The sequence below is a fragment of the Streptomyces sp. NBC_00647 genome (assembly GCF_045207245.1).
In the GTDB taxonomy this organism is placed as follows: Bacteria; Actinomycetota; Actinomycetes; order Streptomycetales; family Streptomycetaceae; genus Streptomyces.
This window is the reverse complement of the sequence record NZ_CP109040.1, coordinates 9,329,136-9,353,393: the sequence shown is the minus strand read 5'-3', so window position 1 is coordinate 9,353,393 and position 24,258 is coordinate 9,329,136. Positions and strand designations below refer to the sequence as shown.

Here is a 24,258-nt window from a genome sequence, read left to right as displayed (position 1 = left end):
ATGATGGAACGGGAGATGACCGAGCAGTATCTGGAGGGCTATGCCCTGATACTGGCCGAGGTCTCCGGCACCGGCCGACGCCTCACCCGGGACGAGATCGAGTCGCGGCGGACCCTGGGCGAACGCGCTGCCGACGCCGGTCATGGCCTCCCCGCGCTCGTCAGTGCCCATCTCTCCGCCGCCCGCGCCGCCTGGCCCGCCTCACCGCATTCCGCCGACAGCACGCTCGCCGCGATCCAGCAGGTCATCGACGCCTTCGCCGAGGGCTACGGGCGGGCTCAGTTGCTCGCCGTGCGCAAGGAGGAAGCCGCGCGCCGCGAGTTCATCGACGACCTCCTCCACGGACGCAGCGACCTGGGCCGCCTCGCCGAGCGCGCGGAACGTTTCGGTCTGCGGTTCTCCCACGCGCACGCCGTCGCCGTCGCGGAGGGCCCCACGGCCTACGACGAGTCGGCGCCCGCTCCCCGCCGGGTGGAACAGGCGCTCATCGCCCGCTTCGGTGACCGCAGCATCCTGCTCACCACGAAGGACGGCCGGATGCTGTGCATCGCGCCCGGCGACCAGGAGGACGTCCTCACCCACTTCGCCAGGCAGGCGCACGCCGCGACCGACGGTGGACGCGTGGCCATCGGCCGGCCCCAGCCCGGCCCCGGCGGCGTCGTCCAGTCGTACGAGGAGGCACTGAACGCCCTCGAACTCGCCGAGCGGCTCGACCTCGACACTCCTGTGCTGCGCGCCGCCGACCTGCTCGTCTACCCGGTCCTCACCCGGGACCGCCAGGCGATGGCCGACCTGGTCCTCGCCGCGCTCGGCCCGCTCACCGGCGCCCGCGGCGGCGCCCAGCCGCTCCTGGACACCCTCACCGCGTATTTCGACACCGGTTGCGTCGCCGCCGCGGCGGCCCGCCGCCTCAGCCTGAGCGTGCGCGCCCTCACGTACCGCCTCGAACGCATCCACCAGCTCACCGGGGCCGACCCCGCCGATCCCGCGCACCGCTACACGCTGCAGACCGCGGTCATCGGCGCCCGGCTGCTGGACTGGCCCGCACGGAGTCTGTGAGTCAGCGGTAGTCGGGGTTCGGCGCGTCGAGGCGGCAGCCCGCGTCCCACTCCGAACGCTGGTTGCCGTGGGCCGGGATGCCGCCGGACCGCTTCAGCAGGGCCGCCACATGCATCAGGTTCCAGGTCATGAAGGCGGTGTTGCGGTTGGTGAAGTCGTTCTCGGGGCCGCCCGAACCGGGGTCGAGATACGACGGGCCGGGTCCCGCCGGGCCGATCCAGCCGGCGTCGGCCTGCGGCGGGACGGTGTAGCCGAGGTGCTGGAGGCTGTAGAGGATGTTCATCGCGCAGTGCTTCACGCCGTCCTCGTTGCCGGTGATCAGACAGCCGCCGACGCGCCCGTAGTAGGCGTACTGACCGGCGGAGTTGAGCAGTCCCGAGCCGCTGTAGAGCCGTTCGATGACCTGCTTGGTGACCGAGCTGTTGTCACCGAGCCAGATCGGCCCGGCGATCACCAGGATGTCGGCGGCCATCACCCGCTCCTGAAGGGCCGGCCAGGCGTCCGTGGCGAAGCCGTGTTCGGTCATGTCCGGGTAGACGCCCGGAGCGATGTCGTGGTCGACGGCGCGTACGACTTCGGTCGTGACTCCCCGCCCCTCCATGATCGCCCTGCTCTTGTCGACCAGTCCTTGGGTGTGACTCTGCTGAGGCGTCGGCTTGAGGGTGCAGTTGATGAACAGCGTGCGCAGATCGTCGAAGCGGTACGCGTCGTCGGCTGCCGAGGTCGACGCTGATTCGGTCATGGGGACTCCTTGGTGCGGGGCTGCGACAGCGAGCGGGCCGTGGCGTCGGCGCCTCGGCCGCGCTTCCGGTCGATTGCTCAGGAGCAGCGTCTCCCGCGCACCCCCGCCTGTCCCCGAACGACGCACGGGCAGGCGTGACATGTGGCGTGCGCCGATGGGCGCGCCGCGTGCGGAGATGCGCACGCCCGGGCGCGGCCAGTCTCCTCGCCGCACCGGGCGGTCCTCGCGGGGTTCCCCCGTGGATTCCCCCGTGGGGACGGGCCCCGGAACCGTGGCGGTTCCGGGGCCCGCGGGAGCCTTACGGGTTGTCAGGGCGAGACGAGCTGGTGCTCGGCCCCGATGCCCGACCCGTTGCCCTCGGTGTACAGACTCAGTTCACCGTCGGACCAGCGGACGAGCGTGTCGTCCGGCCACGGGTTGTCGCTGAAGTCGCCGCCGGTGACGAGCATGGCGTGCTCCCACAGATCGTTCGGCGCCTTCCACTGATGCTCGCCCCAGCTGTCGCCGGTGCCGGTGAAGTCGTCGTAGCAGGTGACCTCGCCGTCGGACCAGCGCACCACCAGGTCCCAGGTGTCGTTCTTGGTGTAGTCGCCCGACCCGATCTCCACGGCGTGCTTCCACAGCTTGTTCGGGTTGACGACCTTGATCTCCTTGCCCAGGCTCGCACCGGTGTTCTGGTACACCGTCAACTCGCCGTCGGACCAGCGGACCACCAGGTCGTCCTGCCACTTGTTCCCGCCGTAGCGTCCCGCGGTCAGGGCCTCGGCATGCTTCCAGGTGTCGTTCGGCGGCATCAGCTGCTTCTCGCCGTGGAAGCCCCTCTCGTCCACCGAGGGATACAGGGTGAGTTCGCCGTCGGACCAGCGAACCATCAGGTCGGAGCCGTTGTCGCCGGTGAAGTCGCCCGCCACGACCTGAGCGGCGTGGTCCGCCCAGAGCTTGTTCGGCCCCTGGACGCGGATCTCCTTGTCGAAGTAGTTCAGCCCCTTGCCGGCGCCCCGGTAGATCGTCAGCTCGCCGTCGGACCAGAGGACGAACATGTCCATGTGGTCCTCGGAGACCGGCCCGTTCAGCGCGAAGTAGCCGGAGGCGATGTCCTTGGCGTGCTTCCAGGTGGACGCGGCCGGCAGGACGATCGGCGTCGGCTTGCGCCCGTCCACCGCGGCGTCGTAGATCCGCTTCACATCGCTGTCGAAGTACGAGGAGTACGAGGTGTCGGCGTTGTGCCCGCCCGTCTGCCAGCCGCCTGTCACCCCGACAACCAACGGATCGTCCCCGCCGACGATGAACGGTCCGCCGGACGTGCCGGACACATAGCCGTCGCAGTCGATCTGCGAGAACGTGCCGCCCTTCCAGCCGCCCTCGTCCCCGGTGGTGAACTTCTTCATCGGCGAGGTGCAGTCGAGCGGGTCCTGCTTCGGGTGGTAGTGCGGGTCGCCGTTGTCCAGGTACGGGTAGCCGATCACCCGGGTCCTGGGGTGGTCGAAGCCGGTGCTGTAGCCGATCGGGATGGCGCCGACGACGTCCTCGAGCTTCTTGCCGTCGGACCGGGGCTCGGTCTTGAGGATGGCGAAGTCCAGGTCGGTGTTGTCGTGGTCACCGCCGCGGCGCAGGTAGCGCGGGTCGGCATAGATCTGCCCGACCTTGATGGGGAACAGCCCGTACGGGGCCGGGTGGTTCTTGCTGTGCTTCGGCACGAAGACCTGCTTCATGTGCTGGTCCTGGCTGTCGAAGCAGTGCGCCGCGGTGAGGACCATGTCCTTGCCGGGCGACGGCACGACGGTGCCCGCGCAGTAGCGGTGGTACAGCTCGCCGTCCCGGCGTTCGTCCCAGTAGAACGTACCGACTTCCTTGACGCCCTCGAACGTGTGCGACGGCGACCGCAGCAGCTTCCTGCGCTGCGCGGCGGACAGCCCTGCCTCGCGGACTTGGTCCTCGTGGACCGGCACGGCCTCGGCCATCCGCTCGGGCGTCCAGTACTTCTCGAGGTCGGACAGCGACTCGGAACCGTCGTCCGGGCCGCCGCTCGTGGGCGGGCCGGTGGGCGTGGCCGAGGGGCTCGGGGTCGCCGCGCCGCTCCCGTCCGGCGGCGCGGGGGCGGACGGGGTGGCAGGGCCGGTGGTGGTGTTCGACGGTGACGGCCCGGACGTCGTGCCGGGCGTCCAGGTCGGCGAGGTGGACGAACCGGTCGGCGCTGCGGTTCCGGTGGACGCGGTGCCGGGTGTCGGACCGGCCCACGCGGGCGCTGACACGGTGAGTCCGGACAAGGTGATCGCGGCGGTCACCGCGGTGATGGTGACAAGGCTGTGTCTCAGCCTCATTTCCCCCTCCATCTGGTCATTCCGGATCGTGGTCAGTGATCCGGATCTTGGACAAGCCACCGACCGTAGCCAAAGAAGACCCGAAATGCCGAATCTTTGTGCGACATCGATCCAAGGGGTGCGATCGGGCAACCCGCGGTCCGGAAAAGGCATCTGACCCGGTATGGCGACGACACCTCACCCCTTCATCGGCTCCATCGGGCGGGCCCGCGCGCTCGGTCTCGTCGTAGGAGCGTGCCTGGCCGCCTCCGCGTGCGGATCCACGGACGGCGCCGCCCGGCCGCCGGCGGCACCGTCCGACGGGACCGGCCGGCCGTCGGCGTCCGCGCCCGGACACCGGCAGGCGTACGACGCCGGATTCGCCGTGGGCAGGCGACTGTTCGAGGACGGCGGCAAGGGCAGCGCGGTACGGGAGGTGAACGGCGGGTGCGTCCGCCGCTCCCTCACCGCGAAGCCCACGGCGGTGGTGGACCTCGACCGGGGAGCCTGGGTCCTGGGCTGCAAGCAGGGCAACGGAAGCAGCGTCCCCCATCCCCCGAGCGGCCCCGTCACCCGGCGTGAACCGGACGCGGACCTGCTGCACCGCTTCGGGAGCTGGGCGCGCGAGAACGGGGCCGCCGGCTCCGCCCGCCACCTCACCCGGGTCACGCTGGTCCACCTCGACGCGGGCGAGTACGACGTCGAACTCACCACCACCTACACCGCCGGGGCCGACGGGCCCGGCGCGCGCCGCCTGGCCCGCGACTTCGTGCTCTGGTGGGACGGCGACGACGGTACGGAACCGGCTTGGAACCTCCTCGTCACCGACACCGACGGGCAGCGCCTCACCACCCGCGGCCTGCACTCCCGGAGCGATGCGTCGTGACCGGCGTGCCGACCGGGGCCACTCCCGGATCAATGATCGGCACTCCGGACGAAACCCGCCTAGGGTGTTCGCCGTGATGACTGAACGGTGGGCACTGGGCGGCGACTTGGATGTCGCGCGCATCGGATACGGCACGATGAAGCTGACCGGTTGGCCGAGAGGCGGCCGGCCGGACCGGGAGACCGCGCTGGGCATTCTGCGCCGTGCCGTGGAACTCGGGGTGAACCACATCGACACCTCGTACTACTACGCACGTGACGGGGTGGCGGCGAACGAGCTGATCCGGGAGGCGCTGCACCCGTATCCGGACGACCTGGTGATCGTGACCAAGGTGGGCGCGCTGGTCGAGGGCTCCGACATCGGCCTGCCGGCGGCGGAGAAGACGGGGCTCACCGCCGACAACCTGCGTCGTGGCATCGAGGCGAACCTCCGCTCGCTCGGCCTGGACCGGCTGGACGTGGTGAATCTCCGGCTGGGCGATCTCGACCGGTCCGGGACACCGTCCCTGGCCGAGCCGCTGGAAGCCCTGCTGGCGCTGCGCGACGAGGGCCTGATCCGGCATCTGGGCATCTCCAACGTCACCGTCGACGAGTTCGCCGAGGCCCGCAAGATCGCGCCGATCTCCTGCGTCCAGAACCTCTACAACCTGTCCCGGCGCGACGACGACCCCCTCGTCGACGCCTGCGCGGAGGCCGGCATCGCCTACGTCCCGTTCTTCCCGGTCGGCGGCTTCCAGCCGGTCACCGCCGAGCACCTGGACTCCGTCGCCGCCCGCCACCGGGCGACCGTGCCCCAGGTCGCCCTGGCCTGGCTGCTGGCCCGGTCACCGAACATCCTCCTCATCCCCGGCACCGGCTCCCTGGCCCACCTGGAGGAGAACATCGCTGCCGGAGGGCTCGAGCTGACCGCCGAGGACATCGCCGAACTGGGTTAGGCCCGCCGGCCGAGCTCCTCCGCCTGGAGCACCAGAGAGCTCCAGCGGACGCCGACGCGACCGTGCAGATCGGGACGCTCACCGCGGTGAACCGTCCGCAGACCGTGCGTACCCCCGAGTTCGGCCGTCTCGGCGGCGGACACATCGAACATACGGCGGCCGTGCGGCACGGGTCCGTGCCGCAGATTGACGAAGAACCGGCCGCCGGGTACGAGCAGTTCGGCGATCCTGCCCATCGCGCGCCGGCGTTCGCCGGCGTCCAGGTGCATCCACACCGCGGTCGCGAAAACCGCGTCGAACCGCCCCGGGTGCCGGTCGAGCGACAATGCGGGAAGCGCGTCGTCGACCCACTCGACGGCGCTGCCCCCGTGGATCCGCTGCCCATGCACCCGCAACTCCGCCGTCGGCTCGACGGCCACGACTTCGTGCCCACGAGCCGCCAGGGCGGCGGCGTCCCGACCGGTTCCCGCGCCCACATCCAGAACGCGACCGGCCTCGACAGGAACCCATCGCAGCACGTCACGGTGGACTTCCTCGAAGGTGACGTCCTCGTACTGAACGGCCAGCGCGTCCGCCGTCTCGGCATAGCCGACGGTCCCCCCGACCCGCCTGACGTCCTGCCCGGCAGGGACCAAGTGCTCATTCATGGCTGGAGGTTACCGGCACCCCGACTCGGCAGGTGGCGCCCCACCCGCACGTACGTCAGTCGAGCTCAGGCCGTGGGCGGCTTCCCTGTACATCGTCCCTGCCCGGACCCGGACCCGGACCCGGAGACGGTCGGCCTGGTCCGGTGCCGGGGTCCGATTGCCGAGGGGTGCCCGCCCGGGAGGCGGGCCGGCCGGTTGCGGAGGGGTTAGCCGGCTCGGGGGGTACGTCGGTGTCGCCGAGGACCTCTGCCACGCTGAAGGGGTCGTTCATTCGTCCATCCTGAGGCTTGCCAGGTGCATATGCACGTCGACCGGCGCGCATCATGACTCGTCAGCTGCCGAGGAGCGTTTCCAGGCGGGCGATGGACCAGGCCGCTTCCTGGGAGCCGACCTGTGCGTTCAGGTGCCGCGCCCGGAGCAGCGCGTCAAGGGCCTCGGTCCGCTGCCCGGCCTCGGCGTGCAGGCGGGCGCGGGCCACCCAGGTCAGCACGATGGGCCGCTCCTCGTGGGCGGCCCGTTCCTCCATCGAGATCTGGAGAGCGGTCCTCGCCGCGTCGTGTCTGCCGAGGCGGCGGAGCACACATGCCCGCCGGAAGTGCAGCGCGGCCGGCCGGTAGCTGCCGAAGGGGCCCAGGTTCTCGTCCGGCGCCGCGGCCAGCAGGCGCAGCGCGATGTCCAGCCAGTCCATCGCCTGGGACTCGTCCCCGATCACGGCGCTGGTCTCCGCGGCCTGGACGGCGACGTAGGCGCGTACGCCGGCCGGGGTCCGCCTGGAGACCTGCAGCGCGTGCTGCACATGGGTGGCGGCCAGGGCCGTCAGTCCTCGGGTCAGGGCGTACTCGCCCTGGAGTCGCAGGGCGATGGCCTCGGCGGCGTCGTCCCCCGCACGCGCCGCCAGCACGGCCGCGCGTTCCAGGATGTGCTGGGCCTCGAAGAACCGGCGCATGTCGGTGCAGGCGCGGGCGAGCAGGACGAGGGTGCGCGCAGCGTGGGCCAGTTCCGGGGCGGACACCGAGGACGGGCGGACGACCCCGGTCGCGCCCAGGACGGTGCCGCGCAGATAGGCCGACAGGACGGGCCGGGTCGACCGGCCGCCCAGCGTGTCCCCTTGCAGGGCGAAGAAGCGTTCCGCGCACGCGAAGGCGATCTCCCTGGCGGACATGGCCGTCGCGGGTCGCGCGAGGGCGGGGGTCCGCTGCTCCGGGACGCGCGGGCCCGTCGCCGACGCGACGCCCGGCGCCATGGCGCGGCCTCGGCCGGAAGCACGCGCCGCGGAGTCCATGCCCACGTCCCGGCGGTCCACGGTCCGGCCCAGGCGGCGGGTGAACACCTCGCACAACAGGTCCGGGACGGGTTCACGGGCGCGGGTGCCGCGGACCCAGTGCGCGATGGAGGTCCGGTCGTAGGTCATGGGCCTGCCCTGGGCGCGCCCCAGCACGTTGACCCGCCGGGCCAACGCCTCGTAGGTCAGATCCGCTTCGTCGATCAGCGCCTTGAGCGACTCGTTGTGCCTCATGCGATGTCCCACTCCTCTCGGCCGGGCCGGCTCAGGGAAGCCGCGTCACCGACGTCAACCGGGAGACCGGCCCGGTGGTTTCGGCCCGGCCGGGCCCGGACCCCTCCCGCACCTGTCCCGCACCCCTCCCGCACCTCGCCGTGCGCGCGGGAGACCCGTGGCGGCGGGCGGGAACCGAACCTCTCCCTTGCCCTGCAACCGAAGTGGCCGGAATCGTGTCTCACAGCACGCGGCTGGGAGCGCGAGGGGATCGGAATGCCTCACGCGCCCCACGTCTTGGGGAGATGGGTCATGAACGATTGGGCGGTGCCGGGCTACACCGAGTCCCGCGAGCTCGGTTCGGGGGCGAGCGGACGCGTCGCGCTGGCCGTTCACGAGCAGACCGGCCTTCCGGTCGCGGTCAAGTACCTCAGCGAGTCGCTGCGAACCCGTCCGGGCTTCGTGCGGGAGTTCCGCGCGGAGGCCCGGCTGCTCGGCGGCCTGCGGAGCGAGCACGTGGCCGGCCTGTACGAGTACGTGGAGGGGCCGGACGGCGCGGCCATCGTGATGGAGCTGGTGGACGGCGTCTGTCTGCGGGCCCTGCTCGCCAAAGACGCTCCCCTGGCCCCGGAAGCCGCTCTCGTCCTCCTCAAGGGCTCCCTCCTCGGCCTCGCCGACGCCCACCGCCTCGGCGTGGTCCACCGTGACTACAAGCCGGAGAACGTCCTCGTCCGCCCCGACGGCACGTCGAAGCTGGTCGACTTCGGGATCGCCGCCGCCGACGGGACCACCGCGGGCATCGCGGGCACCCCGTCGTACATGGCGCCCGAGCAGTGGACCGGCGCCCCCGCCTCTCCGGCCGCCGATGTGTACGCCGCGACCGCGACCTTCTTCGAGTGCCTGACCGGGCGCAAGCCCTATACGGGCGAGAACCTCGCCGAACTCGCGCTCCAGCACGTGGACGGAGTCATTCCCGCCGACGAGGTCCCCGAGCCGGTGCGCTCCCTCGTTCACCGCGGTCTGGCCAAGTCTCCCGAGGAACGGCCCGCCCATGCCGAGGACTTCGTGGCGGAGCTCGAGGCCACGGCCGGCGGCGCGTACGGGCCGGACTGGGAGGAGCGCGGGCGCGGACGGCTCGCGACCCTCGTGGCCCTGTCCCTTCTGCTGCTTCCCTCGGCTCCCCCCGTTCCGCGCCGCGCCACGGACACGGCGCGCACGGTCATCGGCAGGACACCGGACTGGATCCGGGCCTGGAGGCCCAGCCTGCGCTCGCTGCTGGTGTCGGGCGCCGCGCTCGTCGCGGCACTCCTCCTGACGTACGGCATCGACCGGCACGCTCCGGACTTCGGCGCGCCACGACAGGCCGCCCAGGCGCTGGCCACCACCAGCGCGCAGCCGACCGGCCCGAACGGGCCCACGACGACTGACCCCGATTCCCCTACGCCGTCCTCGTCGTCGTCCGCGTCGACTCCGCCCACCCCCTCGGGCTCGGCCGGCGAATCGACCACGGAACCTCCGGTGTCGGCGTCGGCGAGCGCGTCCCCCACGGTCGCGGGCACGACACCGCCGGCCACGCCTACGGCCGAGCCCCCGACGACACCTCCGTCGCCGACCGCCACCGTCAACGTCAAGGCCGTAGCGTTCAGCGGCTTCCGGCAGACGGGCACGGCGACCGCGGCGGCGACGGTCACCGTCACCACCGACGGAACCGGACCGGTCACCCTCACGGTCGCGTGGTTCACCGGCGAGGTCAGCGGTCAGGCCGGGTCCCAGGACGGGGCGGCCGATACGTTCCAGCGCAGTGGATCGACCCAGTACACCCTTGCCCTCGACCACACGTTCCAGGGGACGGGCTGCTATTGGGGCGTCCAGGCCAGGACCCAGCCCGCCTCCGCCGACGGCGGCGCGTGGCAGCAGCTCCTCACCCGGCGGTGCACCCTCCGATGAACGAACGCCCCGGCGCTCCAGGCGCCCACTCCGCCGACGACGACTACAGCGCGACCGTGCTGGCCAGCCACTGGATCCAGCGGCCGGACTCGCCGGACACCCTCCCTCTCCCGGACTCCCCCGACACCCTTCTCCTCGGCGGGAACACGGCTCTGCTCGGCGGGAACACGGCGACCGAGGTGCTGTCGGGACCCGCGGCCCAGGACACGCCTCCCGACCGGGTCGAGGGCACCCTGCTGCGCTTCGGCCCCGGCGTGAACGCCGACACCGTACGCCGTGTCACCCAAGCTCCTCCCGCGGTGGTGGTCCCGGTACGCCGCCGGACCTGGCGCAGGCACGCGCTGCCCACCGTGGTGCTCCTGGCCGTCCTCGCCTTCCTCCTCTGGCACCGTCCCGCGCCGTCCATCGACGTGGACGGCGTCGCGGTCTCCACCGTGTCGTCCTCCCCCGGATGCGACGAGACCGCGGATGTCGTGGCCGTGGTCAGCACCAACGGCAGGCCGGGCACCCTGGCGTACCGCTGGGTCCGCAGCGACGGTACGTTCTCGAAGGTCCTGCACGAGGACCTGACGCGCGGCCAGAAGCGGGCACGACTTCACCTGTTGTGGACGTTCCAGGGCAAGGGCACGTACGGAGCACGCGCCGAGCTGCGTCTGCTCTCGCCCGAGCGGCGCACGGTCTCGACGCGGATCGCCTACCACTGCCGGTGACGCGGCCGGTCCGCGTCACCGGCGGGCCCTCAGACCGCCACGGCCGATCCGCGCGCGCACATCTCCGGAGCGCACAGGATCCGCTTCCTGCGCGCCCGTTTCCCTTCGATCGCGGAAGCGGTCAGCCGGGCGGCCTCCGCGGCGATCTGTGTGAGTCCCCAGCCGACGGTGGTGAGCGGCGGAGTGAGGACGCGGGAGACGGGGTGGTCGTCGAAACCGACGACTGAGACGTCCCGTCCCACCACGAGTGACGCCTCCGCCGCCGCCGCGTACACCCCGTACGCCAGGGAGTCGGAGAAGCAGAAGACGGCGGTGGCGCGCCGGTCCCCGTCGAGGACCCTCCGTGCGACGACGGTCGCCGCGCCCAACTCCTGCGGGCAGGGGACGAGTTCGGCCTGTACCCCTATCCGGTCCGCCGCTTCGCGCACATAGACGTCGGCGGGCCGGTCGGGCGTACTCGGCCGGGTAGGGGTCAGGACGGTCACCCGGCGGTGGCCGAGGCCGTGGAGGTACTCCAGTACGGCGTCGATCCCGGCCCGGTTGTCGAAGATGACCTGCCCGGCCGTGCGCGCCCGGCTCAGCGAGTCACCGACGGCGACGACCGGCAGCGTGTCGGCGATCGCCGCCCACGCCTCCGCCGCCGGGTTCACCGGGGACACCACGAGCGCGTCCACGCGCTGATCCCGCAGCTGCTTGGCGAGGACGAGTTCCCGGTCGGGGTCGCCGCCCGCGTCCAGGATCAGCGCGTAGCGGTCGCCGGCCAGGAGTTCCCGGCCGATGGCCGCCATGAGCTGCTGCTGCCACAGGTCCTGGAGGTCGCCGGCGAGCACGCCGACCATGCTGGTGCGGCCGCTGGCGAGGGCCCGGGCGATGGGGTCGGCCTCGTAGCCGAGTTCGGCCGCGGCCTTGCGTACGCGCTCCTCGGTCTCCTTGGAGACCTGCTTGCCGCGCAGGGCATAGGAGACAGCTGCGGTGGAGAGGCCGGTGGCCTCGGCCACCTCCCTGAGGGTGGTGCGCTTCTGGGGCCTGACCATGCCGGAAAGCCTACCGGGCCGCGTCCGTACAGCGGGCACGTGCTTGACACGCTCTGTTGTGAAGCGCTTAAGTTAAGCGCATCACTGAAACGCTTAACCACCGCTTGACCACTGATGCTCCCGCCCTGTCACCGCAACGGACCCCTCAAGGACCTCAGGGTGCCCATAGACGTCCACCAGCACATCTGGCCGCCCGACTTCGTCGAGCTGCTGCGTGCGCGCACCGCGCCGCCGCACCTGGACGGCTGGACGCTGCACCTGGAGGGCGAGCCGCCCTACGAGGTGGACCCGGCCGACCACGACATCGACGCCCGTACCCGTCTGGCCGGCACCGACGGCCTCGACCTCGCTCTGGTCTCCCTCTCCAGCCCGCTGGGCATCGAGCATCTGCCGCCCGCCGAAGCCCTGCCGCTGCTGAGCGCCTTCCACGAGGGAGCACTCGCCCTCCCGGCCCCCTTCGGCGTATGGGCCTCCCCCTGCCTGAGCGAGCCGGACCCCGGAGCGGTGGAACGCGACCTCCGCCGGGGCTGTGTGGGCCTTCAACTCCCGGCCACAGCACTCCTGGACGCGGCCGGCCTGCGCGCGTGCGCCCCGTTCCTGGACCTCCTGACCCGCCTCGGCAAGCCCCTCTTCGTCCATCCGGGCGTGGCTCCGCCGACGCCCCGGGCCCCTTCCTGGTGGGCGGCCCTGGTCCCCTACCAACAGCAGTCGCACGGTGCGTGGTTCGCGTTCCGGGCCTTCGGCCGTGCCCGCCATCCGGAACTGCGTGTCTGCTTCGCGGCACTCGCCGGCCTGGCCCCGATGCACGGCGAACGTCTCGCGGCCCGGGGCGGCGGCCGCGGCGAGGTCGACTTCGACGTCTTCTACGACACCTCCTCCTACGGCACACGCGCCGTGGACGCCCTCGTCCGGGCCGTCGGTATCGACGTCGTCGTCAGCGGCAGCGACCGCCCGTACGCGCACCTCGTCATCCCCGACCTGGGCGCGGAGGCCGCCGTCCACGCCCTGCGCACCGTCAATCCCGCCCGCCTGCTGCACGGCCGCTCCTGAGCCGGCCGGCGGACCTCACCTGGAAGGGAATCCCCCATGACGTACGCGTCCCTGCCGGACCGCACGCTCGACAAGCACGAACTCCAGCGGCTCGTCGACGACCTCGCCGCCCGGCCCGAACTCTGGCGCGACCGCATCGCCTTCTCCCACCAGGAACGGCACTACGCCTCCCTGTACCGCGACGAGTTCGTCGACGTCTGGCTGCTCTGCTGGACCCGGCGGAACGACACCGGCTGGCACGACCACGACGTGTCGTCAGGCGCCGTCCGGGTCGTCCAGGGCGCGCTGACCGAATCCAACCCCCGCATCGGCGGCCGTCATCTGTCCGTCGGCGTCGGCGCGGGTGACTCCTTCTGCTTCGGCCCCGACCACATCCACCGACTCACCGGTGCCACCGACGACGCGGTCTCCCTGCACGCCTACTCGCCGCCGCTGTGGCGCCTGGGCCAGTACGACATCAACGAGGACGGGCTGATGCGCCGCGTCTCCGTCTCGTACGCCGACGAACTCCGCCCCCTGGACAGCCCCGCCGCGTCAGGGCTTCACACGGTCGCCGGTGTGCAGGCGCTGAGTCCCGTGACGTAGTTGAGCTGGGGGCCGTAGCCCGCGAAGGTGGCGATGGCGCGGGGAAGCACGGTGCGGCACGGGGCGGCCTGGCCGTCGGTGTAGTCGACGGTGACGTCCACGGTCGTGTCGCAGTCGTTGACGACCGTCGTGTAGCGCCAGTCGCTGTAGTAGTGGACGCAGTCCGGTGCAGGCGTCGCGTGGACGGAACCGTCGTCGGAGGCCACCCGGCCACCGTCCCGCGCTGTGGCGGGTGCACCGGTCGCGCTCAACAGGCCGAGAGCCGCGGCGAACAGCCCCAGGACCGTCCTGAGCCGGTGCGGGGGCAGGAATCGACTGGCGGGGAGCATGGTGGCGTCCTTCATGTCGGCGAAGGCAGCGGCCTTCGAGCCGCTGCGCGATGCCACCCTGCAACGCCTGCAAGAATTGCGCAAAGGCATGCAACTTCTTTCAGTCGATGATGAACTCTCAACCGAATCAGTGCCGTTCATGAAAATGCGCAGATCAGAGCCGCGCACCCGGCTCCGGCGCGGGCTCCGCCGCGCCGGCCGGGTCGGGCGGACCGGCGCGTATCGCACTCTCACCGAGGGGTGACAGCACCCCCGGACCTCACCTTCGCCCGGATCGTGCCGACCGCCGGGCGGTGACAACCGGCGGCGCCCCGAGCCGCCTCGGCGGGACGGTGGCCGGCCGCGGTGAACCGTGGTCGGCCGGATGGGCCACGGTCAGCCGCGAGACCTGCCCTGATCCCGTCGGCCCTGGCGGGGCTGGGGGCGGCCACGGCCGCCGGATCGACGACGCGACGGTGCCGGGGGCGCGTCCGCGCTGTTGAAACCGGGCCCGCTCGGGGCACTGAATCCGCCGGGGACCGCGGGCGCGCTCGCCGGGGCGCCGGTGGCGGCCGTGGGCGCGGGCGGCACGACGGGAGTACGGGTACGGGGGACGGCGCGGCCCACGACGCGGGTGTGCGTCATCAACGGCGCACAGGCGGCGCAGACTTCCATCAGGGTCCACACCTGGGCAATGGCCGGATCATGGCGCAGTACCAGCAGCACACTGCCCATGCAGTGCACCTGGCTGTCCTCGTGGGAGGCGCACTGCGTCTGCCGACAGGCGCAGGCGGCGTCCGCGTGCACGGTGGCCGCGCGGGCATGCGCCCCGACGTGGGCCTCGGCGAAGCGGCGCAGCCCGGCGAGGTCACGGGACCGCGGCGGCATGGCGCAGGGAGAGGAGCACGTGACCGACGCGGTGCGGTCGCTGTGGCCGGAGATGCGGACGGTCCAAGTGCGTCCCGGACGTCGCGCGGCAGGGGATTCGGAGTGTGGGAGGTCCAAGACCGGCAGTCCTTCGGCAGTGGGATGTTCGCGCAGGTGCGCATAGTTTCTTTACCCGCGCGGGCCGGTCCGTCATCCACCGGTGGGCCGCGAGCGTCCTCGAATCTACGAGCGATGGCGTGCGCGGGCCCGGACTGCTGTCGTGCGGGGTTGCGATCTTCCCACAGCGGCGCATCGGACAAGTTCGACCCGCCTGGGCCCCTGAGGATATCCCCGCCGTGAAACAGGGGTCCCGTGGGGGCGGGTCTCATGCCCCGCCCGCGACGCCGGCCCGTAGGTCAGCGCTTCGGGCGGCCGGTACGGATCCGGCTCCACAGGGAGCGGGTGGCCCCGAATCCGGTCTCGTGCACCCAGACATGGGTGCACGACGGGCACTGCAGGTGCAGCAGACTGCCGGTGGTGGAGAGCAGATAGCGCCAGTGGTCGGAGCACGACCGCCGCTGCTCGCAGGCCACGCACCCATGGCTGTCGGCACAGTTCGGACAGCTCACCCAGGCGCGGCGCCCGGCGTCCGCCTGGGGATCAAGCGGCAGCACTGCCGTCTCCGCGCCGCGGGAGCACGCCGGACGCGACCAGGTCGTCGTACACGCGCTGCTGCTCGTCGTCGAGACCGGAGTACAGGAGGGCGTACGCGGCCTCCTCTCCGCGCAGTGCCTCCATCGGGTCCCAGTCGGAGCCGAGGGCGGACAGGACCTGGGCCTGCCGCAGGACCTCCTGAGCGGCGAGGTCGATGGTGAAGTCGACCAGTGCGGGGGCGTCCGGTCGGCCGGCACCCGTGGGGCGCGGGCCGCCGGCCTCGCCGGGGCCGTCGGGGAGCGGGGGATTCTGTGGGGCCATGGGACAGAACTTAGGTATGCCTTCCTTGTCGCGACAAGGGGAGGTGGGGCAAATCACAGCAGGTCGGCGGCATGACGGCGGGGTCCGCGGCGGGACGGCCGACCCGCCGGGCGGCCCGCGCGGGACCTCACCAGGGGAGGGTGTTCACGTTTCCCCCACACTCCCGTCACTCAGCGGTCACGCCCTCGGTATGCTCCTGGGGCTCCATCCGCACCACTGAGGGGGGATTCCTCATGCGTATACGCAATGCCCTGGCTGTCACCGCCGCCGCTGCCGGAACGCTCGCAGCCGTCGCCGCCGCCCCGGCGCAGGCCACCGAGTACTCGTCCGCGCTGAAGATCAAGGGCGTCCAGTACGACGCGCCCGGCTCGGACTCCAACAGCTGCTCCACCGGCAACAGCAAGAGCGAGTACCTGACGATCAAGAACTACTCGTCCAGCGCGACGGTGAACCTGAAGGGCTACCGCGTCAAGGACGCCACGGGCAACACGTTCACCTTCCCGGCGAACCACTACCTCCAGCCCGGGGACTACATCAAGCTCCGCGGCGGGCACGGCACCGACTCGGACACGAACAACGTCGTCTACCGCCAGAACTGCAACTTCATCTGGAACAACGACAAGGACACCATCAAGCTGTACAAGCCGTCCGGCGCCGGCGCCGACGTCCACTCGTACACCAAGTCGGCCAACGACCGTGACAACAACGGCTACATCACGTATCACGACTGAGCCGACCGCCAGGGCCCGTTGACGGGTCCGGCGACGGGCTCGGGCTCCGGCCCGCCAGGAACGACCGCCCCAGGTGCACCGGCGCGCACGCGCTCCGCCTGGGGCGGGTCCGACCCGTCGTTCCGGCCATTGCTCACCACATTCGGCAGTCTCCTGGACGTCACGCCCGATCCGGCCGGGCTCGCCTCACCAGGGACGGCGAGCCACTCTCCCCGGATCAGCGCCCCTCCGCGGGACACCCGCTCCAGGCCGGGGCCTCCGCGCATTTCCCCGCCGGGACAGGCCTGTCCGTGACGTTCCGGGGCAAACGGCGATGGACCCGGGAGGAAGCGCGGCCCGGGCCGAAGCCAGCCGCACCGCGCTGACCCCTGGGAGCCGCGATGCCGACCGCCGTGCCGGACCGACCTGGTGCCATACCCGGCATCCGAACCGAAGCCACCGGCCCCGCCCGCTCGTTCGCACCACCCCGGGGCACCGGCAGGACCGCCGCGCGCATCGCCGCGCTCACCGTCTGCCAGGCGGCGTTGATGGTGGGATTCGGACTCCTGGTCACCGGTCCCGCCCGGGGACTGTGGCCGATCACGGCCGAGGACAAGGTGAACGAAGGCCTCGAACGGGCCCGCACCGGCACACTCACCACGCTGTCCTCCGTCGCCTCCGAGGCCGGCAACACCCTCACGGTGATCGCCATCACGCTGGCGACCTGCCTGGGCCTGCTCCTGATACCCCGTCTTCCGATGTGGCGCCAAGCGATCTTCCTCGCCGTCGCCGTCTCGCTCCAGTCGCTGGTCTTCCTGGCCATCACCGAGTCGGTGGACCGGAACCGGCCCGACGTGGACCGCCTCGACGCCTCGCCGCCCACCTCCAGTTACACCTCCGGGCACACCGGCGCGGCGACCGCGCTCTACGCGGGTCTGGCGGTGCTCGCGCTCTCCCGGATCCGCGGACCGTGGCGCAGGATCGTGGGCGGACTGCTGCTGCTCCTGCCGTTGCTCGTGGGTGCCGCCCGGCTCTACCGGGGCATGCACCACCCCACGGACGTCCTGGGCGGTGTCGCCAACGGTGGCCTGTCCCTGCTGATCGTGGGACGCGCCCTGCTCGTCGAGAAGTCCGTGACCGCTCCGCCGTCGGCGGGCGCCGTACCGGCCGCACGCACCCCGGACGCCCGCGGCGGCGAGGCGCGCCCGGGTGCGACCGCCGTGATCCTCAATCCCACGGTGACCGACGAGGCAGCCCGCAACGAGCTGCGGCGGGTCCTCGAACGGCACGGCCACCGCGACCCCGTGTTCCTGGAGACGACCGCGGACGACCCGGGCGCCGGACAGACGGACCAGGCCCTTCGCGAGGGCGCCACGCTGGTGGTGGTCTGCGGCGGGGACGGGACCGTCCGCACGGTCGCCGACGCCCTGGCCGACCGTGATGTTCCGCTGGTCATCGTGCCCTGCGGCACCGGCAATCTGCTGGCGCGCAACCTCGGTCTGCCGCTCTCCCCCACCGCGGCACTCGACGCGGCGCTCGGCGGCAGTCCGCACCGTCTCGACCTGGCGAGCGTCGAGGGCGACGGCCTGACCGCCACCCGGTTCGCCGCGATGGCCGGGGCCGGCCTCGACGCCGAGATGATGGAACACACCGACGAGCACGCCAAGGCTGCCCTGGGCTGGCCCGCCTATGTCCTCGCGGGCGTCCGAACGCTGCGCACACCCCGGATGCGGGTGACCATCCGGCTGGACGACTCCCCCGCCTTCCGCCGCACGGCCCGTATGGTGCTCCTCGCCAACGTCGGAACCGTGCAGGGCGGGGTGACATTGCTGCCCGCCGCCCGACCCGACGACGGGCTGCTCGACCTCCTGGTCCTCGACCCCCGCGGCCCCGGCGGCTGGCTGCGCGCCCTGGGGACGCTGTTGCGCGGCCGCGCCAGGCCGTCCCGGCCGTCCGCCGTGCACACCCTCGCGGCCGAGGGCGACGCCCGAAGCAGGGTCCCCGTCGAGTTCTTCACCTTCCGCCGCGCCGAACTCACCTTCGACACCCCGCAGTCCCGGGAGCTCGACGGGGATCCGGTGGGTACCGGCCGACGCCTCACCGCCGAGGTCAGGCCCGGCGCACTGACCGTTCTGCTGCCGCCCCGGGGGAAGTAATGAGTACCGCGACCAAAGTCCCCGAGACCCGTGACATGACCGGCGACGAGCTCTCCGCCGACGATGCGCTGGCGTCCCTGCGCCGCTACGGCGGCTGGCCCCTGCTGCGCGACGCGTTCATCCGGTTCCGCTACGCCGACGGGTTCAGCCATTCCCGTGCCCTCGCCCTGCAGACGGTGCTGGCCCTGATCCCGCTCGCCATCGCGTTCGTGGGACTCTCCTCGGCACTGCACACCGAGGACGTCGGCAGGGTCGCCGAACTGACCATCCGCCGGCTCGCCGCGGGCCCGAGCGCCGACGTCGTCGACGACGCGCTGCGCCGCAGCCGGCACCAGGCGGGCGACGGGGCACAGGTCGCCCTGTGGTTCGGCCTCGCCTTCTCCCTGGTCAACGTGACCACCGCGATGTGCCAGATAGAGCGCGGTGCCAACCGGATCTACGGCAACGAGCGCGACCGCGACTTCCACCTGAAGTATCTGCGCGGCCTGGTGATGTCTCTGAGTGCGGGAATCCCGCTCGGCCTCGGGTTCATCCTGATGGTGGCGGGCGGCGATCTGGCGTCCGCGGTCGTGACCGTCTATCACCTCGACGGAGGTGCCAAGACCGCCTGGGACCTGCTGCGTTGGCCTTTCGGGCTGCTCCTCGCCCTCATGTCGGCCAGTGCGATCTTCCGCCGCTCGCCCCGGCGACGGCAGCCCGGGTACACCTGGCTGGCCTTCGGCGCCGCCGTGTATCTGGTGCTGTGGACGGCGCTGACCTGGCTGCTGAGTCTCTACCTCGGGGTCAGCGGCTCCTTCGACACGGTCTACGGCCCGCTCAGCGCCTTCATGTCGCTGCTGCTCTGGGCCTACCTGACCTCGATCGCCCTGTTCCTCGGACTGTCCTTCGCCGCGCAGCTGGAGGCCTCACGGGCCCGGCGTCCCGGTCCGATCCACCCCGACCCGGGAGTCTGAATGGCAGCGCGCGTCGCGGTCCGGAGCCTGCGCGAGCGTCGGCGGCGGACGGCCGACCGCCGATTCGGCGTCCGGCTCCTCGGCTCGGCCGCCGTCGCCGCGATCGCCGCGGTCCCCTTCGGGCTGCTCCTCGTCCTCGTCGAGGGACAGTGGCAGCCCCTGCGCCTGCTGGACGCGGGCGCCGCCCGGCGGCTGCACGGCATCGCCCTGGACCATCCCGCCTGGACGAGTACGCTGCGCTTCCTGTCCGACTGGGTCTGGGATCCGCTCACGTTGCGAACGGCCGTGGGACTGCTGACCGTCTGGCTGTTGTACCGCCGGGCGTGGCGACTGGCCGCCTGGTCCGCCGTGACGGCCGTGGCCGGGGGCCTCATCGGGCTGCTGGTGAAGACCGTCGTCGAACGGGCACGTCCGTCGCTGGAGGATCCCGTGGCGCGGGCTCCCGGCTTCTCCTTCCCGTCGGGCCACGCGATGACCGCCACCACTTCGTTCGCCATCCTGTTGCTGGTCCTGCTGCCCATGGTGCCGCGCTCCTGGCGAACGCTCTGCTGGTACGCCGCCGTGGTCTCCGTCCTCGGAGTCGGCTTCACCCGCGTCGCCCTGGGCGTGCACTGGTTCAGCGACGTCGTGGGCGGCTGGCTGCTTGGTCTGGCCGTCGTCGCCCTCACCACCTGGGCGTTCGAGGCCTGGCGGGCCGACGCGGGGCGGGTCCGTGCCGACGTCGCCGAAGGTCTGGAGCCCGAACTCACCGACGAACAGCCGGAACCGGGGGCGTCCGGCGGGTGAGCGCGGGGCACTCGCCACGTGTGGCGGTTCCTTGGACACCTTGCCGCGTGGCGTCGGCGGCGGTCTGGAAGCATGGGCCCATGGACAAGGTCGGCAACCGCGAGATTCTGGAATCGATCGCCAACGGACTGAACGACTGGCGCAAGCTCGCTCAGCCTCTCGCCGCCCGATACCGGGCCACAGACGCGGGCTCCGGGGGCGCTTTCGTGGGCGCGGTCGCGCAGGCGTCGGTCGCCGCCGGGCATGACGTTCCGGAGATCAGGCTGGGGCCCGGTCTGGTCGATGTGAGCCTGTACAGCGTCGACGCGAGCGGTGCCCGCTGGGTCACCCCGAAGGACCTCGACCTGGCTCGCGTCATCTCGGGGCTGGCCCGCGAACACGGGCTGACAGCCACCCCGGACGAGGTGGCCCAGGTGGAGATCGGGCTCGACACCGCGGACGACGCGACGGCGGGCCCCTTCTGGGCGGCGCTGCTCACGGGAGACGCCGGCAACACGGTGCACGACTCGGTCTTCGACCCGACGAACCGTGTCCCCGGCGTGTGGTTCCAGCCGACCGACGCCCACGAGACCCCGCGCCAGCGCTGGCACATGGATCTGTGGCTGGCCCCCGAGGCGGCGCGGACGCGCATTCCGGCCGCTGTCGCCGCCGGGGGCACCGTGGTCGACGATTCCCACTCCCCGTCGTACACCGTGCTCGCCGACCCGGAGGGAAACCGGGTCTGCGTCTGCACGGCGGTCGACCGCGACTGAGAACGCCCGCCGAACGACCCTGGAATCGGCCGATGCCGCGAGCCTCGCGCGGGCCCGGTACTCAGTGCGTGCGGTGGCCTCAGTGCGGGCGGTGGCTGAGGAGATCCCCCGGCTGACACTCCAGCACTTCGCAGAGCCGTGTCAGGGTGGTGAACCGGACTGCTCTCGCCCGGCCGTTCTTCAGGATCGACAGGTTCACGTGCGTGACACCGACCCGATCGGCGAGCTCGGCCAAGGTCATCCCGCGTTCTTCGAGCAGGCGATCGAGATGGACCTCGATCGCGTGCTCCTCCTTGTCCTCGGACATCAGACCGTTCCGTCGAGGTCTTCGCGCATGGCGATGCCGATGCGCATGACCCGGGCGAAGGAAAGGACGCCGAGGCCGGTGAGGATCGCCATGTAGGGCATGTCCCACGTCAACAGGCCGGTGACGGCACTGTCGTCGGTGTTCCGGCTCAGGGAGTGGACGAGAGACTGCTCGGTCGTGGACTCGGTGATCGCGGCGATCACGCTGCCGGCCAGCAGCCACCAGCCCAGCGTGCGCAGGCGTCCCGCGGTTCGCGCGGTGTAGAGGCCATCTCCTTCCGCACCCCTGATCAATCTGAGCACGAGCAGGAAGGCTCCGACGCTGAAGACGAAGGGAGGCACCAGGCCCGTGGTGTGGAGCAGGCTCTGGGCCGTAGTGGGGTCGTCGGTGCAGTAGTTCGGGTGGGCGTCCAACTGGATCGTGGCTCCCGGTGCGGGCTTGAACTCCATGGGCGGCACCTCGCCGCCGCCCACCGTCGCGGACTCGTCCATGACGCAGACGGACTTTTCACCGATGCCGAAGACGTGCACGTTCACGCCGTCCACGAACAGACCGACCACGCCCGCGACCATCAGCACCGCCATCAGCGTCACGATGCCCTTGACCGCGCTCGACATCGGCTCCAGCGGATTACGCACCGTTGCCATGACTACCCCCGTATCGATTATCGATGTTATCGAAAAACGATACACACCCGGTCGGGGCTCGGCAAGATCAATCGACCAGGGAGGTCGGGTCGAGTTCGTACGCCTCCAGGGCCGGCGTCGCGAGAAGGTCCGCGACGCAGGCCGCGGTGCCGCCGACGTAGGTGCTCACCAGGTCGACATCGCCGCCCACGCACCAGGTCCGGTCCTCCGGCCACCACAGGTCAGGGATCTCGGGGACTCCCTCGTGAGACCCCCGCTGAGGTGAGTCGGCGTCATCGAGGGGGCCGGAGAGCAGGATCTCGTCGCGGCCCGGCGTACGGAAAACGGGGACGCCGTCCCACGCGTAGTGGCCGTAGCCTTCCCACAGTCCGTACCAGCACCGGTCAGGGGTGCCCGTGTGCCGGGACAGCACGGGGATTAGTGCGCAGGCCACGTCCGCGGGAGTCGGGCCCTCATGGGGGTGTTCGTCCCAGACGCCGGGGACCGCGGGCGTGTCCTCGTTGCGGTGGACGAGGCGGTCCTCGTCCTTCACTCCGATCAACGCGTGCCAGCATGTCGCGGCGGTGACCGACCGGCCGTACACCGGAGCCACCCGGTCCCAGCGGACGGGTTCCGCGCCGAGCCGTGCCGGGTGGAAGATCCGCGCGTACGCCTCGAAGCCGGGCGCGCACACTCCTGCCACGGTGCCGAACCGGCCCTCGCCTGGCGGCCGTTGCTCCAGCCACGCGGCGGGGGCGAGGTCGCCGCGCTCGACGCGGAGCCGACCGTAGCGGGAGGGGGGCGGGGTGTTGTGGTCATACATGAGTGCAGTGTCACTCGCGCCCGACAGCTCACGCATCCGTGTTCGGGGGCGGCGGGACCTGCCGAGCACGCACCCTGCCCACCGGTCCGGCGCACTGCCGCACCGCATCTGGCCCACCGCATCCGATGCATCGCATCCGATGCGGACGAGCGATCGTCGCCGGACACGACAGACCTCCTTGCGGAGGTTCCCTCTGTCGGCCTACGGGCCCATGGTGTTCAACCGCCGCCGACGGCACAGAATGGCTCGACACCGACCGAGGAGCCTTCATGATCTTCATTACCGTCAAGTTCCGTGTCCGCCCCGAGGACGCGGAGCGGTGGCCCGAGATCACGGCCGACTTCACCGCGGCGACCCGCGCCGAACCCGGCTGCCTCTGGTTCGACTGGTCCCGGAGTCTCGACGATCCGACGGAGTACGTCCTGGTCGAGGCCTTCCGGGACGACGAGGCCGGCGCGTCCCACGTACAGTCCGACCATTTCAAGGCCGCGCAGCAGGCGCTTCCCGGGCACCTGGTCGCGACCCCGCGCATCGTGAACATGAAGATCGACCAGGACGACTGGTCCCTCCTGGGCGAGATGACAGTCGAGGAACAGCCCTAGGGACCAGGGGCAGTTCCGGGGCGGTTCCGGGCGGTGGCCGCAGCCCCGTCCGGTTCACGACGACGGTCGCATTCACTCGCCCCGGGGCCGGTGGGCGGCCTCGGGGCGAGTGGATGCGACCGTGTGTTGCGCGGGCGGTGTGGAACGGGCGGTGAACCCGGGCGACCAGGCCTGGCCTAGAAGTCGTCGGCGCCGTTGCGGAGTTCGTGGGTCCAGTAGCCGGTGGCCCACTTCGCGGAGTCGACGGCGATGCCGTCGGCGCCCGGAGCCCTCACGGTGGCCAGTCCACTGCCGCCCTCGATCATGACCGAGAAGGCCGTCACAGGCTCGGTGTCCTCGTCCTTGCCGCCGTCCGACAGCCTCACGAGAGCGTAGGCGGGTGCCCCGGCGGCCAGCACGACGGGAACGCCGGGCTTGCTCTTGGCGACGGCGGGCACGTTCTCCCGGTGGCTCTCCAGGAACTGGATCTCGGGGAAGCCGTTCATGCGGCAGCTGTGGCCCGAGGTGTTCTTGGCCGTCAGCACGATGTGGGTGTAGGGCGGGCCGCCCTGGTGGGCCGCGCTGATGGCGACGTCCTTGGTGGTGCACGCAGGGGTGGAGCCGGACGCCTTGCCCGAGCCCGAGTCGGACCCCGAACCCGACGCCGCGTCCGAACCCGATCCGGAACCGGTCGAGTTCTTCGCGCCGGTCGAACCGCCCGTGGTGCCGGAGCCCTTCGCGTTGCCGGCGTTCCGCGCGGTCGTCCCCGAGGAAGCTGCCTTCCGGGAGCCGCTGGTGTCCGGGCCCGACGTCTTCGTGCCGGTGCCGTCCTGCCCGCAGGCGGTGAGGGCCAGGGCGAGCATGGCCGTGGTCGTGGCGGCGAACAGAGTGGTGCGGTTACGGATGGTGCTCACGAAGGATCCCCCGAGAAGATGTGCGGAGAACGCCGGGCCATGGGGCGCGCGCCGTCCCTGAACTGCTGACATGCATCAGTCTTGGGCCTGGCGCTCACGTCACGCTGACGT

General features: G+C 71.6%; 27 protein-coding genes. 14 read left to right on the top strand and 13 right to left on the bottom strand.

The genetic code is table 11. The annotated features are described in order from the left end of the window. A complete protein-coding gene (locus OG788_RS41125; protein WP_406376018.1) occupies positions 1–1,059 on the top strand; it encodes a PucR family transcriptional regulator in 1,059 nt (352 codons plus the stop codon). Position 1,060: 1 nt separating this feature from the next. Here the strand turns inward: OG788_RS41125 and OG788_RS41120 are convergent, their stop codons facing one another. Both OG788_RS41120 and OG788_RS41115 read right to left on the bottom strand, forming a co-directional pair. Beyond that, positions 1,061–1,801 (bottom strand): flavodoxin family protein, encoded by a 741-nt coding sequence (locus OG788_RS41120; RefSeq protein ID WP_406376017.1) that lies wholly within the window; start codon positions 1,799–1,801, stop codon positions 1,061–1,063. 308 nt (positions 1,802–2,109) lie between these two features. Then, positions 2,110–4,122, bottom strand: coding sequence for a trypsin-like serine protease (locus OG788_RS41115; RefSeq protein ID WP_406376016.1), 2,013 nt, complete (start codon positions 4,120–4,122; stop codon positions 2,110–2,112). A 163-nt stretch (positions 4,123–4,285) separates the two neighbouring features. On the opposite strand from OG788_RS41115, the gene OG788_RS41110 reads away from it, so the two are divergent. After that, positions 4,286–4,987 carry a hypothetical protein gene (locus tag OG788_RS41110; protein WP_406376015.1) on the top strand — a complete coding sequence of 234 codons (702 nt, stop codon included), beginning with the start codon at positions 4,286–4,288 and terminating at the stop codon, positions 4,985–4,987. A 76-nt stretch (positions 4,988–5,063) separates the two neighbouring features. Beyond that, on the top strand, positions 5,064–5,921 hold the full coding sequence (locus OG788_RS41105; RefSeq protein WP_351549581.1) for an oxidoreductase: 858 nt from the start codon (positions 5,064–5,066) through the stop codon (positions 5,919–5,921). On the opposite strand, the gene OG788_RS41100 is transcribed toward OG788_RS41105, so the two are convergent. After that, positions 5,918–6,568, bottom strand: coding sequence for a class I SAM-dependent methyltransferase (locus OG788_RS41100; RefSeq protein ID WP_406376014.1), 651 nt, complete (start codon positions 6,566–6,568; stop codon positions 5,918–5,920). The two genes, OG788_RS41105 and OG788_RS41100, sit on opposite strands and share 4 nt — an antisense overlap. A 331-nt stretch (positions 6,569–6,899) precedes the next feature. After that, the gene (locus OG788_RS41095) at positions 6,900–8,084 is read right to left on the bottom strand and encodes a tetratricopeptide repeat protein (protein ID WP_406376013.1); all 1,185 of its coding nucleotides are present in this window, start codon (positions 8,082–8,084) and stop codon (positions 6,900–6,902) included. A gap of 291 nt (positions 8,085–8,375) precedes the next feature. On the opposite strand from OG788_RS41095, the gene OG788_RS41090 reads away from it, so the two are divergent. After that, the gene (locus OG788_RS41090; RefSeq protein WP_406376012.1) at positions 8,376–10,010 is read left to right on the top strand and encodes a protein kinase domain-containing protein; all 1,635 of its coding nucleotides are present in this window, start codon (positions 8,376–8,378) and stop codon (positions 10,008–10,010) included. Then, positions 10,007–10,720: a hypothetical protein gene (locus tag OG788_RS41085; RefSeq protein WP_406376011.1), complete on the top strand. Its 714-nt coding sequence runs from the start codon at positions 10,007–10,009 to the stop codon at positions 10,718–10,720. Before OG788_RS41090 ends, OG788_RS41085 begins: the two co-directional genes overlap by 4 nt. Positions 10,721–10,749: 29 nt before the next feature. Here OG788_RS41085 and OG788_RS41080 read toward each other — a convergent pair whose 3' ends face one another. Beyond that, positions 10,750–11,754 (bottom strand): LacI family DNA-binding transcriptional regulator, encoded by a 1,005-nt coding sequence (locus OG788_RS41080; RefSeq protein WP_406376010.1) that lies wholly within the window; start codon positions 11,752–11,754, stop codon positions 10,750–10,752. Positions 11,755–11,913: 159 nt separating this feature from the next. Here OG788_RS41080 and OG788_RS41075 point away from each other — a divergent pair, with 159 nt between their 5' ends. Together OG788_RS41075 and OG788_RS41070 are read left to right on the top strand one after the other, a co-directional pair. Next, positions 11,914–12,804, top strand: a complete 891-nt coding sequence (locus OG788_RS41075; protein WP_406376009.1) for an amidohydrolase — start codon at positions 11,914–11,916, stop codon at positions 12,802–12,804. A gap of 36 nt (positions 12,805–12,840) precedes the next feature. After that, positions 12,841–13,389 carry a cysteine dioxygenase gene (locus OG788_RS41070; protein ID WP_406376008.1) on the top strand — a complete coding sequence of 183 codons (549 nt, stop codon included), beginning with the start codon at positions 12,841–12,843 and terminating at the stop codon, positions 13,387–13,389. Here OG788_RS41070 and OG788_RS41065 read toward each other — a convergent pair. Continuing rightward, entirely contained in the window at positions 13,347–13,733 is a 387-nt protein-coding gene (locus OG788_RS41065) for an alpha-amylase (RefSeq protein WP_351549490.1), read from the bottom strand. The two genes, OG788_RS41070 and OG788_RS41065, sit on opposite strands and share 43 nt — an antisense overlap. Here OG788_RS41065 and OG788_RS41060 point away from each other — a divergent pair. Next, positions 13,732–13,962 (top strand): hypothetical protein, encoded by a 231-nt coding sequence (locus OG788_RS41060; protein ID WP_351549493.1) that lies wholly within the window; start codon positions 13,732–13,734, stop codon positions 13,960–13,962. The genes OG788_RS41065 and OG788_RS41060 overlap by 2 nt on opposite strands. Positions 13,963–14,093: 131 nt before the next feature. On the opposite strand, the gene OG788_RS41055 is transcribed toward OG788_RS41060, so the two are convergent. From OG788_RS41055 to OG788_RS41045, 3 genes are all read right to left on the bottom strand, one after another. After that, the gene (locus OG788_RS41055) at positions 14,094–14,585 is read right to left on the bottom strand and encodes a hypothetical protein (RefSeq protein ID WP_351549495.1); all 492 of its coding nucleotides are present in this window, start codon (positions 14,583–14,585) and stop codon (positions 14,094–14,096) included. 395 nt (positions 14,586–14,980) lie between these two features. Further along, positions 14,981–15,238 (bottom strand): hypothetical protein, encoded by a 258-nt coding sequence (locus OG788_RS41050; RefSeq protein WP_406376006.1) that lies wholly within the window; start codon positions 15,236–15,238, stop codon positions 14,981–14,983. Further along, a complete protein-coding gene (locus OG788_RS41045) occupies positions 15,225–15,539 on the bottom strand; it encodes a DUF6400 family protein (protein ID WP_406376005.1) in 315 nt (104 codons plus the stop codon). Before OG788_RS41045 ends, OG788_RS41050 begins: the two co-directional genes overlap by 14 nt. A gap of 233 nt (positions 15,540–15,772) precedes the next feature. Between OG788_RS41045 and OG788_RS41040 the strand changes: the two genes are divergently transcribed. The 5 genes from OG788_RS41040 to OG788_RS41020 all read left to right on the top strand — a co-directional run bounded on the left by OG788_RS41040 (position 15,773) and on the right by OG788_RS41020 (position 20,896). Further along, positions 15,773–16,270 (top strand): lamin tail domain-containing protein, encoded by a 498-nt coding sequence (locus OG788_RS41040; RefSeq protein ID WP_406376004.1) that lies wholly within the window; start codon positions 15,773–15,775, stop codon positions 16,268–16,270. Positions 16,271–16,650: 380 nt separating this feature from the next. Further along, positions 16,651–18,405 carry a diacylglycerol kinase family protein gene (locus tag OG788_RS41035; RefSeq protein WP_406376003.1) on the top strand — a complete coding sequence of 585 codons (1,755 nt, stop codon included), beginning with the start codon at positions 16,651–16,653 and terminating at the stop codon, positions 18,403–18,405. After that, on the top strand, positions 18,405–19,358 hold the full coding sequence (locus OG788_RS41030; protein ID WP_406376002.1) for a YihY/virulence factor BrkB family protein: 954 nt from the start codon (positions 18,405–18,407) through the stop codon (positions 19,356–19,358). The genes OG788_RS41035 and OG788_RS41030 overlap by 1 nt, the downstream gene beginning before the upstream one ends. Continuing rightward, the gene (locus tag OG788_RS41025) at positions 19,359–20,144 is read left to right on the top strand and encodes a phosphatase PAP2 family protein (RefSeq protein ID WP_406376001.1); all 786 of its coding nucleotides are present in this window, start codon (positions 19,359–19,361) and stop codon (positions 20,142–20,144) included. It begins immediately after the preceding gene. 80 nt (positions 20,145–20,224) lie between these two features. Then, complete coding sequence (locus tag OG788_RS41020) at positions 20,225–20,896, top strand: VOC family protein (RefSeq protein WP_406376000.1); 672 nt, start codon at positions 20,225–20,227, stop codon at positions 20,894–20,896. 79 nt (positions 20,897–20,975) lie between these two features. Here the strand turns inward: OG788_RS41020 and OG788_RS41015 are convergent, their stop codons facing one another. From OG788_RS41015 to OG788_RS41005, 3 genes are all read right to left on the bottom strand, one after another. After that, entirely contained in the window at positions 20,976–21,203 is a 228-nt protein-coding gene (locus tag OG788_RS41015; RefSeq protein WP_406375999.1) for a helix-turn-helix domain-containing protein, read from the bottom strand. Then, a complete protein-coding gene (locus OG788_RS41010; RefSeq protein WP_406375998.1) occupies positions 21,203–21,850 on the bottom strand; it encodes a DUF2975 domain-containing protein in 648 nt (215 codons plus the stop codon). Before OG788_RS41010 ends, OG788_RS41015 begins: the two co-directional genes overlap by 1 nt. 67 nt (positions 21,851–21,917) lie before the next feature. After that, positions 21,918–22,652, bottom strand: a complete 735-nt coding sequence (locus OG788_RS41005) for a hypothetical protein (protein WP_406375997.1) — start codon at positions 22,650–22,652, stop codon at positions 21,918–21,920. Positions 22,653–22,921: 269 nt separating this feature from the next. Here OG788_RS41005 and OG788_RS41000 point away from each other — a divergent pair, with 269 nt between their 5' ends. Next, complete coding sequence (locus OG788_RS41000; RefSeq protein ID WP_406375996.1) at positions 22,922–23,254, top strand: putative quinol monooxygenase; 333 nt, start codon at positions 22,922–22,924, stop codon at positions 23,252–23,254. A gap of 176 nt (positions 23,255–23,430) precedes the next feature. On the opposite strand, the gene OG788_RS40995 is transcribed toward OG788_RS41000, so the two are convergent. Next, positions 23,431–24,147, bottom strand: coding sequence for a DUF4232 domain-containing protein (locus OG788_RS40995; protein ID WP_406375995.1), 717 nt, complete (start codon positions 24,145–24,147; stop codon positions 23,431–23,433). Positions 24,148–24,258: the final 111 nt, after the last annotated feature.